General features: G+C 53.8%; 15 protein-coding genes. 9 read left to right on the top strand and 6 right to left on the bottom strand.

What is annotated here, in order from left to right:
- Window positions 1–7: 7 nt before the first annotated feature.
- From Q1L85_RS12865 to Q1L85_RS12875, 3 genes are all read right to left on the bottom strand, one after another.
- Window positions 8–2404 carry a fatty acid cis/trans isomerase gene (locus Q1L85_RS12865; RefSeq protein WP_300425327.1) on the bottom strand — a complete coding sequence of 799 codons (2397 nt, stop codon included), beginning with the start codon at window positions 2402–2404 and terminating at the stop codon, window positions 8–10.
- Between the two features lie 30 nt (window positions 2405–2434).
- A complete protein-coding gene (locus Q1L85_RS12870; protein WP_300425329.1) occupies window positions 2435–3106 on the bottom strand; it encodes a glutathione S-transferase in 672 nt (223 codons plus the stop codon).
- Window positions 3107–3217: 111 nt separating this feature from the next.
- A complete protein-coding gene (locus Q1L85_RS12875; protein ID WP_300425331.1) occupies window positions 3218–5530 on the bottom strand; it encodes a methyl-accepting chemotaxis protein in 2313 nt (770 codons plus the stop codon).
- Between the two features lie 123 nt (window positions 5531–5653).
- Here Q1L85_RS12875 and Q1L85_RS12880 point away from each other — a divergent pair, with 123 nt between their 5' ends.
- The gene (locus tag Q1L85_RS12880; RefSeq protein ID WP_370293323.1) at window positions 5654–5890 is read left to right on the top strand and encodes a hypothetical protein; all 237 of its coding nucleotides are present in this window, start codon (window positions 5654–5656) and stop codon (window positions 5888–5890) included.
- Between the two features lie 45 nt (window positions 5891–5935).
- On the opposite strand, the gene Q1L85_RS12885 is transcribed toward Q1L85_RS12880, so the two are convergent.
- Genes Q1L85_RS12885 through arsC form a run of 3 tightly spaced genes read right to left on the bottom strand, consistent with a single transcriptional unit; the run spans window position 5936 to window position 7247 of the window.
- Window positions 5936–6298 carry a DUF2069 domain-containing protein gene (locus Q1L85_RS12885; protein WP_300425332.1) on the bottom strand — a complete coding sequence of 121 codons (363 nt, stop codon included), beginning with the start codon at window positions 6296–6298 and terminating at the stop codon, window positions 5936–5938.
- Window positions 6292–6897 (bottom strand): NAD(P)H:quinone oxidoreductase, encoded by a 606-nt coding sequence (gene wrbA, locus Q1L85_RS12890; RefSeq protein ID WP_300425333.1) that lies wholly within the window; start codon window positions 6895–6897, stop codon window positions 6292–6294. Before wrbA ends, Q1L85_RS12885 begins: the two co-directional genes overlap by 7 nt.
- Window positions 6897–7247: an arsenate reductase (glutaredoxin) gene (gene arsC, locus Q1L85_RS12895; protein WP_300425334.1), complete on the bottom strand. Its 351-nt coding sequence runs from the start codon at window positions 7245–7247 to the stop codon at window positions 6897–6899. Before arsC ends, wrbA begins: the two co-directional genes overlap by 1 nt.
- A gap of 54 nt (window positions 7248–7301) precedes the next feature.
- On the opposite strand from arsC, the gene Q1L85_RS12900 reads away from it, so the two are divergent.
- The 8 genes from Q1L85_RS12900 to aroC form a co-directional block, all read left to right on the top strand.
- Window positions 7302–8537, top strand: a complete 1236-nt coding sequence (locus tag Q1L85_RS12900; protein ID WP_300425336.1) for a YihY family inner membrane protein — start codon at window positions 7302–7304, stop codon at window positions 8535–8537.
- A gap of 15 nt (window positions 8538–8552) precedes the next feature.
- Window positions 8553–9920 (top strand): DUF3422 family protein, encoded by a 1368-nt coding sequence (locus tag Q1L85_RS12905; protein WP_300425338.1) that lies wholly within the window; start codon window positions 8553–8555, stop codon window positions 9918–9920.
- Window positions 9921–10020: 100 nt separating this feature from the next.
- A complete protein-coding gene (locus Q1L85_RS12910) occupies window positions 10021–10458 on the top strand; it encodes a hypothetical protein (protein ID WP_300425340.1) in 438 nt (145 codons plus the stop codon).
- Window positions 10439–11272, top strand: coding sequence for a hypothetical protein (locus Q1L85_RS12915; protein WP_300425342.1), 834 nt, complete (start codon window positions 10439–10441; stop codon window positions 11270–11272). Before Q1L85_RS12910 ends, Q1L85_RS12915 begins: the two co-directional genes overlap by 20 nt.
- Before the next feature lie 35 nt (window positions 11273–11307).
- A complete protein-coding gene (locus tag Q1L85_RS12920) occupies window positions 11308–12171 on the top strand; it encodes a DUF4892 domain-containing protein (RefSeq protein ID WP_300425343.1) in 864 nt (287 codons plus the stop codon).
- A 15-nt stretch (window positions 12172–12186) separates the two neighbouring features.
- Entirely contained in the window at window positions 12187–13110 is a 924-nt protein-coding gene (locus Q1L85_RS12925; RefSeq protein WP_300425345.1) for a patatin-like phospholipase family protein, read from the top strand.
- Window positions 13111–13167: 57 nt separating this feature from the next.
- Entirely contained in the window at window positions 13168–14091 is a 924-nt protein-coding gene (gene prmB, locus Q1L85_RS12930) for a 50S ribosomal protein L3 N(5)-glutamine methyltransferase (RefSeq protein ID WP_300425347.1), read from the top strand.
- 19 nt (window positions 14092–14110) lie between these two features.
- Window positions 14111–14932, top strand: an 822-nt coding sequence (gene aroC, locus Q1L85_RS12935) for a chorismate synthase (protein WP_300433353.1), incomplete at its 3' end; no start/stop codon positions are given.

Raw genomic sequence — 14932 nt, forward strand, 5'->3', positions numbered from 1 at the left:
TTTTACCTCAACGGTTTTCCAGGCGATTGTAATCGAGAAGCCCATAATTGAGCGGATCATTACGGCGGTACCAGTGGTGGAGCTGGTCACTGTGATTCCAGAACTGCTCATCCGTTCGCCGAACCGCGTAGCGGGTCGCGAATACTTCAAAGTCGCTTTCATTGGTAAGCAGGCTCATGTCCTTCACGAACTTATCCAGGCGGAAAGATGAAATCCGGAACAGAGCGGAGGGATAGCTACCAAGAATTCCCGGTACGATCGTCAAATAATCTTCTTCCGGCAGGCGATTGTCTTCTTCATACAACAGGCCCGTCAGATTGCTGTGCCCACTGGCGCGGAGCAGTGTGAATACCTGCTGACCGCCGGCCATATCATCGACCATGAGGAATGAAATTTCCGGCATGATATTGGCGGCTGTGCCTTTTATGCGGTTGATCCGGATGAGCTTATCAAGTTGTTCAGGAGTCACAGCACCTGCCATACGATATTTGTCTTCCAGTGCCCCACTCAGTCGCTGATGAATCATGTCATACAGTTCCAGCTGTGGGGCATCAGTTTCATATTGAATCGCGGGGTTCGTCAGTACCTGCTTTTCATAGTTCACAAGGTATTCCCTGACTTCGTCAGAAGCGTCCCGATACCAGTATTCTGCAAGCCGGATTCGCTCATCCTGTGGTAACAGTGTCAGAAAATTATGCTCGCCTTCCATTCGGAGAAAGTCCATATACAGGCGGGTCATCAGTTGATGGCCAACGTTCCCGAACACATCGAACTCTGTCACCAGAAGATAGTGAATCCGCTCCAGCAGAGGGTAACCGACCAGCCACGCAGTTTTGGTCGGCTGACCGACCAGCCCCTTAACCACGGTCGAGCTGTCGAAGTGGCGGATGATCGTCAGAGCGGCGTTCGGGTTATGGCCGTCACCGTCCCATACCAGATTGAGATTAAGGTCCTGACCATCGGGAAAGCGCTTCAGCATTTCTGCATTTCTGGCTTCTACGTAATTCTTATGCAGGCGCGAATAGCGCAGCCAGTTAGACAGAATGCCGGAATTGCTCTCGGCTTCTCCCGGCAGGCGAAGGTTGTTGCTCTGCTGACTGAGAAAATCAGCAAATTCAGGTTCTTCCATCTGATCCGGATCGACAAAAACCGCCCAGAAGTGATCATCGATAACATTCAATGCGACCTGGCCACGGCAGACAGGCCCTTTAATAAATCCGCTGATAAGAAATTCAGATTCTTCCAGCATAAAGCGGTAACGCGACTTCACGGGGAGGTCATGGAATGCAACAAAGGGGTTTGCTGCCACTTCAGGGGCGTATCCGGGCAGCGTCGACACGTCGTACTCGGGCTCATTGAAGAGCGATTTCATCCACGCCATACGCTCTTCGTTCAGGCGGTAGGGCATGTGAGTTTTAGCTACGATGGTCTCGCTGACAGGCTGTAAGCGGTAATAAATACGCTGAACTCCGGGGTCATCGTACGGACGACGGGTGGGGACGATACGTATTGGCACGCCGGGCGCCGTGTACGAGCGAACCAGCTTGAAGTAACGCTGTGGCTGAGTGGCCGGTTCGACTCCGCGGAAAATTGGCTCAGGTGAGAAGTAAAGGTTCGCCAGGAACAGATGTTCGTACATGTAGCGACTGGCCAGTTGCTGGCGTAGTGAGTCGTCATTGAAGTAACGCTCCCATGCCGATACCTGGGCTTCTTCCTCTGCCGTCAGAGGTTTCTCCCCCGACATCGGAGCCCCTGAGCGCAGCCAGCTGGTCAGAGTCGCGTATTCTTTGTCACTGATTGCGGGGAGTGCATAGGGCATTCCCCAGAGAGGATGTTCTTCTGCAAACTCTCCGAATGCTTCGCGGGTTGGGCAGGTCTGACTGCGGTTCAGTGAAAAATCAAAGTCGTCACCGAGAAGCGCTACATCGGGTAGTGGGCGAGCTTCTTTGAGTGCCAGCATCTGATATATGAGAGAGTTCGCCAGGTTAACTTCCGGAGTACGCGAGCGCTCGTTCAGAACCGGGTGAAATCCTTTTGCCCGCCAACCTTCAGTGGATTGCGCATCAATACCAAGACGGGTGGGTTCTGCAGCCAGTATTCGAGTGCCTTCATACACCTTTTTCGCGGTTGCGCCCCGCATGATCCCCTCGGGAGAGGTCATTTTCAGCTGGCAGGGCGCATCATAGCAGGCGTGACATACGACACACCGGTTTTCGAGAATAGGCTCAATATCAGTGCGGTAGCTGATGGCTTCTGCGGAGTGAAATTCGTTACGTTGATCGGTGATAACTGTTTTCCCGAAGAGGCTTTCCATGTCTGTGCTGCTCAGGCCAACAGAGGCGCAGCCTGCCAGCAGCACAAGCACCACCAACCACATCCGGTTGAACGGTTTTTCCGGTTTCATAAAGAATTCTGTCTCCGCTTAATTATTCACTCATGCGTATGAGTAAGGGCCGCCTTTTTCCAGGGCAGTCTTGTATGTATCAAGCCCGTGTACACGTTCCACCCAGGCTTTGATGGCGGGAAGTTGAGCAGCAGCGCCTGACCGGTTGATCGCTGCTTCCAGTGGGAAAATCATCTGGAAGTCGGCTCCGGTCATCTGGTCACCGGCAAACCAATGGTGCCGGCTGAGGTGTTCATTCACAAATGCCAGGTTACGTTTTACGTTCGGACTGATGAATGAGTTCATTACCTGTCCAGCGATCGCTTTGGCGATCGGGCGTGCAAAGAAGGGCATAGGTGCGGTCTTCACTTTCTCAAAGACTAGCGTCATTACCAGGTAAGGCATCATTGAGCCTTCAGCAAAGTGCAACCAATATTCCGCCTGATCTTCTGCTTTTGATCCCGCCTCCGGTATGAGTCCTTTGTCCTGCCCATAGTTCCGGATGAGATAATTAATGATGACTGCAGATTCGGCGATAGTTTTGCCGCCATCCGTGATGATCGGAGATTTTCCGAGGGGGTGAATGGCTTTCAGGCTGTCCGGTGCCAGATTGGTTTTAGGATCGCGCTCGTAGCGTTTGATTTCATAATCGACCCCCAGCTCTTCCAGAAGCCAGATAATACGTTGCGAACGGGAGTCGTTGAGATGGTGAAGAGTGATCATAAGTTGTCCGATTCCGGTAATAGTACAGATTCGGCCTATTTATAAACGACATGACTCTCAGAAGAAAGGGGACCTGTGTCTTATGACAGGCTAGGAGTGCAACAGTGAAATTCAGTTTCCGAACCTGAATTGTTGCAGTTGCCCCCGGATCTGCGACGCAATCTGAGAGAGGTCATTGCTGCTCTTACCTATGCTGGCAGCGGAGTGCAGAATATCGTCAGACAAGTCTTTTACTTCTGAGACATTGCGTTCAATTTCGCGACTGACGGCGCTTTGCTCTTCGGCTGCGGCAGCGATCTGTGTACTCATTTCTTCCACACCATCGATATCAACAGCGATCTCATCCATGTTTGAGGCGGTGTGCTCAATCCGTTCCAGGGACTGGCGGGTGTCTTCTCCAGAGGCACGGATAGAGTCGCGAACGGTGACGACCTGATTCTGCAGTGACTGAATCCGCGAGCGGATGTCTTCTGTGCTGGTCGCTGTGCGGCTTGCAAGTGTCCGTACCTCGTCCGCAACGACGGCAAATCCTCGACCCTGTTCGCCCGCTCGGGCAGCCTCAATGGCAGCATTCAGGGCCAGCAGGTTGGTCTGTTCGGCGATTGTCTGTATCACGTCCAGCACGGCACCGATGCTGTCACTCTCTGTCTCCAGAATGCCGATCGCTTCTTCGGAGCGTTTCATATTGTCCCCAAGGCTGCGGATTTTCTCCCGGGCCTGAGTCGACATGGTATTGCTTTCTTTTATCCTCTGGCGGGTGTCACGGATCCGGCTGGCGGCCTGGTCCGCATGATTGGCGACTTCTGTTACCGAGGCGCTGACCTCTGCCGTCGCTGTGGCTGCCAGATTAACTTCGCCATTCTGGCGGTTCACGCGCTCGCTGGTGTTGTGAGTTTCCTGCGCCAGCGATTGTGCCTGCTGGTTCAGAGTGTCAGACGTTGTGTGCATTTCCAGCATAAACTGCTGCAGGCCGTCCATCAGATCATTCATGGTATTACTCAGATCCTGAAATTCATCGGCTCCGCGAATGGCAAACCGGCTGGTCACGTCGTGGTCCCGCGCGCTGGCTGATACTTTGCGGATAAATACAGTGATCGGATGGCTGATAGAGCGTCCGAGCCACAGCGCAATAAAGGTTCCGGCGGCCGCTATCAGGAGAGAGCTGATCAGAGTGTAGGTAATGAGGTCTCGGGTCGTGTTATAGACTGTTGCATACGCTTCGTCTTTATCGACCTGACTGATTAATGCCCAGTTCTGTCCGAACGCCGTCAGTGGACCGAACGCTGTCACTGTCTCTTTACCGAAGATATCCGTGATTTCCATGATGCCGCTCTCTCCCTGAAGTGCACTTCTCACGGGTGTGGTGCGTGCCTCAATGATGCCTACCGACGTCCCCCGGGAGCGAGCTGCAGCCAATACCGGTTCGCTGGCGCCTTGACCAGCCAGATCCCTGAGTGCCGATTCCGGCGATTCGAGCAGTGCCCGTAAGTCTGAACGCAGACGCGAGTCTGACCCTACGAGGTAGTTATCACCGGTTTCTCCAAGACCTGATTCTTTCCACTTTTCGTGATTACTCATGATGTGCGAAATACCATCGATCGGCAGCTGAATGATCAACACGCCGGTCGTTCGGTTGTCTGTTGTTACCGGGGTTGCCAGGAACGCCGCGGGTGAATCATAGGAGGGCAGATAAGGAGCAAAATCGTCGAACACCACTTCACCAGGCTGCAGGGGCAGTGCTTTATGGTACGCGCGGGCGAGACCGGAGTCTTTGTACGGACCTTCGGTCAGGGAGGTCGCGTAATCCAGCTCTTTGAATACTGTGTATACGACGTCGCCCGCCGCAGATACCAGAAACACATCGTACAGACCGTAGGTCTGCAGGTATTGACGCATGGCAGGATGAATCATCTGATGAACGGAATCGTAGTAGGTGAAGGTGGCTGCCTTCTTCATCGTGTCTTTTTCACCCAGTGGAGCAGGGTTTGCAGCAATGTAAGCGTGCTGCAGTGCGCGGGCATTGGTATTCAGCCCGCTGAGAAGGCCATCTGTATTTACTGGTTGCCCGTTCAGGTCGGTGTATCTGCCACCAAAATCGTCGCCGTAGTAGCTTTTAAGGCGGCCGTCTGGCCGGAAGTTTGATTCCTGGGCGTAGACCGAGAATCCGGCGCTCAGTTCGGTCAGCGCTTCTTTTACGAATGGGTTGCCAGCAAACAGTTTCAGTTGTTTCTCGAGATTACTGAAGTAAGTCTGAATCTGATCTGACTTCTGCTCGCGTTGGGCTTTGAGGTTTTTGGCAATCAGATCTTCAGTATTCCTGCTTGAGGCTGTCACAGACACAGAAGCGGTAACCAACGACGTGAGTATGACCGCGACTATGCTGGTGGCAACTACGCTGATGCTGATCTGATGTTTAATTTTCATAGCAGGAATCTTTGTTGGGGCATGACTCCAAAAAGCATAGAATAGGCTGCCTGCTCCAAAGGCTTGTGGCCTGAGTGGATAACTGACATTGATTCACTACTTAATAACTGTATTCCCGGAGTCATGATGGAACGCATCGAACGAGATTTTTACGCCCGCGATAAGGATGACCAGGACGCTTTTCTGAGCCAGACCTGGTGTAATACCTGTATGGAAGTGGATCTGGGAATGAAAGAGCCGCAGGAATACGAACTGAACGGGGTGGTTTACATCGAGGGTAAATGCGCGAAATGCGGTGATCTTGTGACGACTGAGATCGCGGACGACGACACTGATGGTGAGTGGGAAGACGAACAGTGATACGTCCCTGGCGCCTTAACAGGGCGCCAGAAACGACCGAAGTAGTTACGCCTGCTCTTCTGCTTTTTTCCAGCGGGTAAACAACATGCAGGCGACAAACAGCAGTATGAGTGTCGAAACCTGCGCCCACATCCAGATGCCCGCCCCCATGGCGATGATCACTACGAAGTAGAGCATGGTCACATAAGAGAGCCATGAAGCCGCGTAATGTGATTTTTTGAGCAGCCCGGGGATAAACAGGAACAACGGCAGAGATTTCAGCAGCCAGAACATCAGCGTGGCTCCTGCGATATCATCATCGGCTTTGACTGTTTCAGGTGCCCCAGAGTAGGTACCGATCAATAAAAAGGCCAACAGAGCCACATACAGGCTGATGACTGCCCACCAGGCTTTATCTGATTTCAGCACGTTTTGTCTCCGAGTTTTGCGGCAAGCGACGCGATACGACCGCCCTGTGCACGGCAAAGTGCAATTTCATCTTTAGAGAGGGGTTTGTCCCCATTCTGACCACTGTGATGCCCTGCACCGTAAGGGCTACCGCCGCCGGTCGTGTTGATAAGCCCACCTTCGCTGTAAGGAATTCCAGCGTAGATCATGCCGTGATGGAGCAGTGGCAGCATCATAGTCATCAGGGTGGATTCATGACCGCCGTGCAGCGAGGACGTTGATGTGAAGGCTCCGGCAGGCTTGTCGATCAAAGCACCCGTGAGCCACAACGCGCTGGTGGAGTCGATAAAGTACTTCAGTGGCGCTGCCATATTGCCAAAACGGGTCGGGCTACCGAGTACCAGGCCGCTGCAGGATTTCAGATCGTCGAGTGTGCAATACACCGCGCCGTCAGCAGGAACTTCAGGCTGGCTCGCCTGGGTATCCGGACTGACCTCAGGCACTGTGCGCAGTCGCGCTTCCATTCCCGACGCTTCGACACCGCGGGCAATCTGCTGTGCCATTTCTGCTGTTTTACCGTGGCGGCTGTAATAAAGCACCAGGACATAAGGGGCGGCCATCAGAGAATCTCCAGTACCTGCTCAGGTGGACGGCCGATGCGGGCCTTGTCTCCACAGATGACGATCGGGCGCTCGATCAGTTTCGGATGACTGATCATAGCGGCAATAATTTCATCGTCGCTCAACGCTGGGTTGGCAAGGTTCAACTCTTTATAGTCTGCCTCTTTTGTGCGCAGCAGGGCGCGTGCACTGATTCCCAGCTTGGAGAGGACGCTACGGAGTTGTTCAGCATCTGGTACGTTCTTCAGGTATTCAACAACGGCTGGCTCTGTTCCTTTTTCCTGCAGGAGTGCCAGCGTTTCCCGGGACTTGGAGCAGCGCGGGTTGTGATAAATGGTAATATCGCTCATTGTTGGCCTTAAAGTCAGGTTGAGTTTCAGTGCGCTATTGTAACAAGGAAACCTATGAAACCCAGATTTATTCCGGACCTCCGTCATGTCGGGCGAGTGCTCTGGCAGACCCTGAAGCGTTACGAGAGCATGGAGCGGCGCAAAGAAGCTGCTGCGCTTACTTACACTACCTTGTTCGCGCTAGTGCCTGTGATTACTGTCAGCTATTCCATCCTCAGCGCCATTCCTACTCTGCAGGAGATGGGGCAGGAGGCAAATCAGCAATTACTCAGTTATGTATTGCCGCAGGGCAGTGAGGTGATTACCGATTACCTTCAGCAGTTCAGTCAGCAGGCGAGGAAGCTGACCTGGATAGGTATCGTGTTTCTGTTTTTTACCAGCATTATGCTGTTGCAGACGATAGAGCAGCAGTTTAACCGGATCTGGAATGTAGACACCTCCCGCTCGCGTATACAGACCTTCTTCCGGTACTGGGCAGTGCTGAGTCTCGGGCCTCTGCTGTTTGGTGCTGGTGTCGCGACATCATCCGTACTGGCGTCCATGTCGATGCTGAACGGCGAAGATGGAGGGGCACTCACAGAGCTGGCACGCCTTATTCCCTGGTTGCTGACGACAGCCGCCATTACAGTTCTGTATGTCATGGTTCCGAACTGCAAAGTCCCGGTGCCGCATGCTGTGATTGCGGCATTTCTGGTGGCGACAACGTTTGAAGTCGGCAAATTTGCCTTCAGTGAAACACTGGGCCTGTTTCCTTCGTATAAGTTGATTTACGGGGCGTTTGCCGCCGTTCCTTTGTTTCTTCTATGGGTTTACGTCTCGTGGATGTTGCTCCTTCTGGGCGCGGAGTTGACGTACGGACTGAGCCACTATCGTCGCCCGGGTACCGATCACTCTCCTGTGCATGAGCGAATCCGGTTGGCGGCGCTCTTGACGGCGGCCAGAGACATTACCGGAGCACTGCCGGAAGCGGATATGCGTCGTCAGCTAAGGGATCTGGACGCTGCCCGGCTGACCAGTCTGTTGAACGAGTATCGGGATAAAGGCTGGACGTTGCTCTCTGATGATGGGCGCTGGGCCTGGGTCAGAGACCCTGCGACACTGACCCTCGGAGAGTTCTTTGCCGGACAGACGCTGGATGAGTTAACTGAAGCCAATGCCGACAATCATCAAGACCTGCTCAAATTGCGCGGCTGGCAGAAATCCCTGGCGGACATCACGATGACGTCGAAAGAGGTGACCCTGAAAGATGTACTTCCTTCACTGGAAGAAGCTTCACCAGCGAGCAAATAAATTGAGGAAACGTGTATGAAGCACGCATTACAGGAAGTCTCTAACGAGAACGGAAATCCGGAAATCAGTGCTCCTGCGGTATCACTGAGAGTGCACAGCCTGCGCTCGTCACTCTACGAAGAGCTGCATAACCGGCCATCTCCGATTATTGATGGTGCCTGTCAGATCACCCATTTTACCGTGATGCTTGGCGATGCACGGGACGAAGTGATTGAGCACGTAAAAGACTTATGTCGTCGTTACAGCGTGCCGGTACCTAACGAGGGTTCGAGCTGTCTGTATCTCGATTTTGGTGGCTTCGAACTGCGTTGGGAGCGCCATCTGGAATTCGCCAACTTCACATTTATCAGCAAGGGAGCAGCGCCTTTCTCGGATGATGCACTGGCGTTTATCCCAAAAGACTGGCTGGCGGCAATGCCCGGCGAGCTGGTGGTTGCGGTCAATCTGGAGGTCACTCAGGCAGCGCCTGACGAGGCTGACCTGCACCGGTGGTTTGAGGGCCAGCGCGTTGCCGGATCGGAAGTGGCCGATGCGAAAGCTCTGGTATGGACAGCGTTCAAGCTCCACAGTGATGGCTTTGGCCGTATTGTTGTCTGCAACCGGCAGCTGAACAGCTATCAGTGCGGACGTCTGATCCAGAGGCTCTGCGAACTTGAGACCTATCGTCTTATGTCTCTTCTGGCCTTGCCCGTGGCCCGGGATATGGGGCCTGAACTGGCCAGGATTGAAGATGCTCTGGCGACCCTGAATCAGAGTATTTCTGATATTGATGCAGATCGTGATGAGCGCGAACTTCTGCAGGAATTATCTCAGCTGGCAGCGGAGGTAGAGCGACACCGCTCCGACACTAACTTCCGTTTTTCCGCCTCCGTTGCTTACCATGATCTGGTTCGCGACCGGTTGATACAGCTACGCGAGTCGCCGCTTGATGGCATGCAGAGCATGCAGGAGTTTCTTGAGCGACGCCTGACCCCCGGTATTAAAACGTGTAATTCGGTGCGGGATCGCCTGGAAGATCTGTCGCGGCGTATTCACCGGACCACCAGTCTGCTGAGAACCCGGGTCGACCTGTCGATCCAGGAGCAGAATCAGCATCTGTTATCGTCGATGAATCGACGCAGCCAACTGCAGTTACGCCTGCAACAGACCGTCGAAGGCTTGTCGGTGGTCGCCATCGGATACTATCTGCTGGCCTTGCTGGAAATTGTGTTTGCCGGTATCCGGGAGGCCGGATTTCCCCTCAACGTGACTCTGGCGAAGGGAATCGCGTTGCCTGTGGTGCTGGGTGTGGTCTGGTTAGGCGTTCATAGCGTCAGAACTCAGATCACTAAACGCAACCGTTATGCGGCAGAAATGCGGCAAAAACCTGACGCTGAACGGTAGTCTCTTGCCGTTATTCTTTTCAGCCCCTTGATTTCTAAGGGGCTTTTCCCTTTGGCTTGTATTTTGCTGAACTCTCTTCAGTTGTCAGGGGAGAGTAGTTATGCAGCCCGATTTTCTTACCACCACGGTTCCGGCGTTCAGTCATTCCTTATTGGGTAGCTTTACCCGCCGCCAGAATGCTATCCGCAGTGCGGTCGATTTTCTTCAGGAGCGTATCCGTGAAGAAGCCGCTATGGGTGATCGCGATGCCGCGCTGGCGTTAGCTGGTGTTCTTGAAGTCATGCACGGACTGAGTAAAGCCACAGATCTGTTGCGTCGCCGCGCAGAATCCGACGCCTATGACTTTATTGCCAGCTACACTGATCTGATAGCGGAGGCGGGTGCCGATACCTGTGTGTTGCAGGGCTTCAGTCTTGTCGCTGATGTGTTGCGGGCAGTGGATATCGCCCGTAAAGAAGAAACGCAATCGGGGCAGCTTTGCAGTTATGCCCGTGTCGAGGAAATTTATGAGGGCATGTATGCGCCGGATCGTTACTAGTCTGCTGCTGTGTGCTGCGCCGTTGTGTGGCGCCACAGAGTTCAGCTGGAATACCGAGGTTGACGGCAGTCTCGACAGTGGGGCAGGCAGTCGTTTTGGTAGTCATCAAATGAATCTGGATGTTCCTCTGGAGCGCTACAGCCGGGGACGCGAGTCCCTGAGTACCGATTTTCACCTGGATCTGACCAAGTTCAGCTGGCAGGGGACAACGGCGGCAGAGGGGGATTATTTCTGGGTGTCGGTGCCCATTTTCTATCGCCAGAAACGTCAGGGTGGCAGTGAGCTGCATGTGCGTTTTGAACCCGGAATCATGACCGATTTTGATGCCATGGGGACTGAAAACCTGGGAGTGAATGCTGAAGTAAGTGGACGTACCTATCTGGGACGTACCGAGTTCGTTCAGTACGGGCTTATCGTTGACCGCAGGTTTGGGGATATGAAGCCAAGGCCAACCCTGTCCTGGGCGACACGCCTGACAGACAGCACAGAGATGTTGCTGGGTTTCCCGAATACGAATATTCAGACGCGCTGGAGTGATGAAATGTCGACGTTTGTGCGTATCTATCCGGCCGGTGGATTCTGGCGCGAAGAGGTCGATGACCTTGAGACTCCAGCCGTCTCTGACGTCAGTTATGTCTGCTGGCACATGGGAATTGGCACGGAATTCCGCTGGCGTGCTAATGCCTGGGTCAGCGCCGAGATCGGCCAGCTGCGGAACCGGACGATTCAGGCCGACGATGCCACCGCAGTGAGCCTGAGCGGTGATCCCGGTGAAAACGGCTACTGGCGCTTGGGTGGCTCATTGCGTTTCTGATACATTGACGGGGAGTTCATCGGATTCCCCTCATTATGACCCGAATTTTCAGACTGCTTCCTTTTCTCTTTGCTCTTTCGCTTCCTGCTCAGGCTGATCCGGGGCCGGAGACATTTCCTGGTGCAACCATCGTTGAATCCTCACAGCGGGATGTAAGCCGGTATCGCCTGGTGCTTTCTGAACTGAAACACCAGCAGGGCGATACCTTTGGTGAGACCGAACGTCGAATTAATGGAACGCTGCAGCGGACCCTGTACGATCTGCCCAATGGAATATCACTCACAGAGGTGGTCAATTATTACCGCCAGCAGCTGTCGGGCCAGCATGTACTTTATCAGTGTGCTGGCATTGATTGTGGCAGCAGTCATTTCTGGGCGAATGACGTATTCGGTATTGCGCGCCTCGTCAGCCGGGATAAAGACCAGGCATATATGGTCACCACACGGAGCAACGGAGACCGGAATGAACTGAATCTGGTCTATGTGTCGTTGCGCGGTGGCCGCCAGAGTAAGGTCCTCGTTGATACTCTGAACACCAAAGACCCACTGCTCGCCGGAGCCAATGTCCGCTCAGAAGTCCGTCATGCCCTGGCGGCATCCAGTGGCTGGCTACCCGGAATGGTCATCAATAACGGGACTCTGGATACCCAGGCTTCTGCAGGATTGATTGAAGAATTGCAGGCGGTTTCTGCCAGTGCCCGCCAGCGATTGAGCCTGGTGGTGCATTGTTATGAAGGGGCGCGTATGGCAGACACACTGGCCTGTTCCGAGACGCTGGCAAAGCAGCTTCGTAGTGTTCTCGGGGATCGCTATCAGGTAATGGCCGGAGGCGCTCTGATCCCGCCTCCGGACGCCGCCTCGCGTACGGGCTTGTGGTTTGTATTCTGGCCGGGCAGATAAACAGAGGATAACAGCGTGGAAAAAACTGTCGCACTGGCGTTAGGGAGTGGCGGAGCCCGGGGGTATACCCACATAGGTGTTATCCGGGCGATTGAAGAGCGCGGCTACAAGATCATCAGTGTTTCTGGTTGCTCTATGGGAGCCATTGTTGGCGGCTTTTATGCCGCTGGTAAGCTGGACGAATATGCCGATTGGGTGTGCAGCCTGGGATATCTGGATATTCTCAGGCTGGTGGATTTCAAACTGTTGTCTGGTGGTGCCATCAAGCTGGAGAAAGTCTACAGCGTGATTGGTGACATGCTGGATGGTTGTAAGATTGAAGATCTGAAAATTCCATACACCTCTGTCGCCACGGATTTACGCAATAACAAAGAAATCTGGTTTCAGAGGGGGTCTCTGGTTGAAGCGATGCGGGCCTCGGCCGCAATCCCCACCATTCTGGAGCCCGTAATCACCAAAGACCTGATGCTGGTCGATGGCGCTGTGCTTAATCCACTTCCGATTACTCCCTGTGTATCCGCACATGCCCAGTACATTATGGCGGTGGATATTAATTCGGATGTCCCCGTGCCGGATAACCTGTTGAGTAACCTACAGGATTCTGAAAGTCAGAAGCGTGCCTGGTTGGATACCGTGATTGATAAAGCCAGTGACTGGTTGGGGCGGAGGACCAGCGAAGCGCGTGAGGAAGCCGGTCAGAATCTTGGCAAACTGGAAACACTCAGCCGCATGTTTGAGGTGATGCAGTCATCTCTCAGTCGCTTTAAAACCGCAGGTTATCCACCAGATCTGATGATTCGTATACCCACGGACTGCTGCGAAATGTATGAGTTTTACCGGGCGGGTGAAATGATCCGGCTGGGGTATCAGATTGCAAATGAGGCGCTGGATGCCTTCGAGCATGGGCACAGTAGCCTCTACGGCGAGCGCATGAACTGACCGTAGTGTGGGAGCCACGCTTCAGCTACAATAGCGCCTTTTTGCAGAGCCCGGCTTATGAACTTCCAGCAGCACGCAGTACAGGCTATTGAAGAGCTGCGGACCATAGAGGATATGGTTCGCTGGTCGGTGAGCCGGATGTCGGAAGCTGGATTATATTACGGCCACGGCAGTGAGAGTCCGGCCGATGATGCCCTGATGCTGGTGTCTCACGCACTCAGCCTGCCATGGGCGATGGCGGAACAGTGGTACGCAGCGCGCCTGACGCGGCTTGAGCGGGAGTCTGTGATCGGCCTGGTTGAGGTCCGGATTGAGCAGCGTATGCCAGTACCATACATTACCGGTGTGAGCTGGTACTGCGGCCGTCCTTATTTCGTGGATGAGCGGGTGCTGATCCCAAGGTCGCCGATCGGCGAATTGATTGAAAACCGCTTTGCTCCCTGGTGGCCGGAAGACAAAGAGCCTGAGCGCATTCTTGACCTGTGCACTGGGTCAGGCTGTATTGGCATCGCCTGTGCGCATGAGTTTGCTGATGCAGCGGTTGAGTTACTGGATATCTCTTTTGAGGCGCTCGAAGTGGCCGAAGCGAATATTCAGGAACACAATATGGCAGACCGCGTGGTGGCGCTGCAGTCAGATCTCTTCACTGCAGCCAGCGGGAAGTATGATCTGATTATTTCAAATCCCCCTTACGTAGATGCTGATGATATGTCGTGTCTGCCTGAGGAGTACCATCATGAACCTGAGCTTGCGCTTGCTGCCGGGGAAGATGGCCTGGACCTGGTGAGGATTATGCTCAGTCAGGTTCGTGATTATTTAACGGATGATGGCGTGTTCGTACTTGAGGTCGGTAACAGTTTTCCGGCGTTGGCAGCGGCCTATCCCGAGTTGCCATTTATCTGGCCAGAGTTTGAACGGGGTGGGCACGGAGTCTGTGTCCTGCACGCACGCGATCTTGATGCATTAAACCGGGGCCTCTGAGCCCACGAGCAGAAGTTATATGTCTGGTAATACGTACGGTAAACTTTTTACAGTCACCACGTTTGGTGAAAGTCATGGGCTGGCACTGGGGGCCATCGTCGATGGTTGTCCTCCGGGTATCCCTCTGACAGAGGAAGATCTGCAGGCTGATCTCGATCGTCGTAAGCCGGGTACCTCCCGTCATACGACCCAGCGTCGTGAACCCGACCAGGTCAAAATTCTTTCTGGCGTATTTGAAGGTAAAACGACCGGTACACCGATTGGTCTGTTGATTGAAAATACCGATCAGCGATCCAAAGACTACTCCAATATCGCTTCGACCTTCCGTCCGGCGCATGCAGATTACGCCTACACCCAGAAATATGGTTTCCGCGACTACCGTGGCGGCGGCCGTTCATCGGCGCGTGAAACAGCGATGCGGGTGGCTGCGGGGGCTATTGCCAAGAAAGTCCTGGCAGAAAAAGGCATCGAGGTTCGTGGTTACCTCTCTCAGCTTGGGCCGATCAAAATCGAAGATTTTGACTGGAGCGAAGTGCATAACAACCCGTTCTTCTGCCCGGACGCCAGCAAAGTTCCAGCGATGGAAGAATACATGGATAAACTCCGTAAGGAATGTAATTCCATCGGCGCGAAAATTTCGGTTGTTGCCAGCGGGTTGATGCCAGGGCTGGGAGAGCCGATTTTTGATCGCCTGGACGCTGAGCTGGCTCATGCGCTGATGAGTATCAATGCGGTCAAAGGTGTCGAAATTGGCGACGGATTTGACGTTGTTGAGCAGAAGGGGACTGAGCATCGCGACGAGATGACCCCAGCTGGTTTCCTGAGCAACCATGCGGGTGGC

It is taken from the genome of uncultured Thalassolituus sp. (genome assembly GCF_950066645.1).
In the GTDB taxonomy this organism is placed as follows: Bacteria; Pseudomonadota; Gammaproteobacteria; order Pseudomonadales; family Oceanobacteraceae; genus Thalassolituus.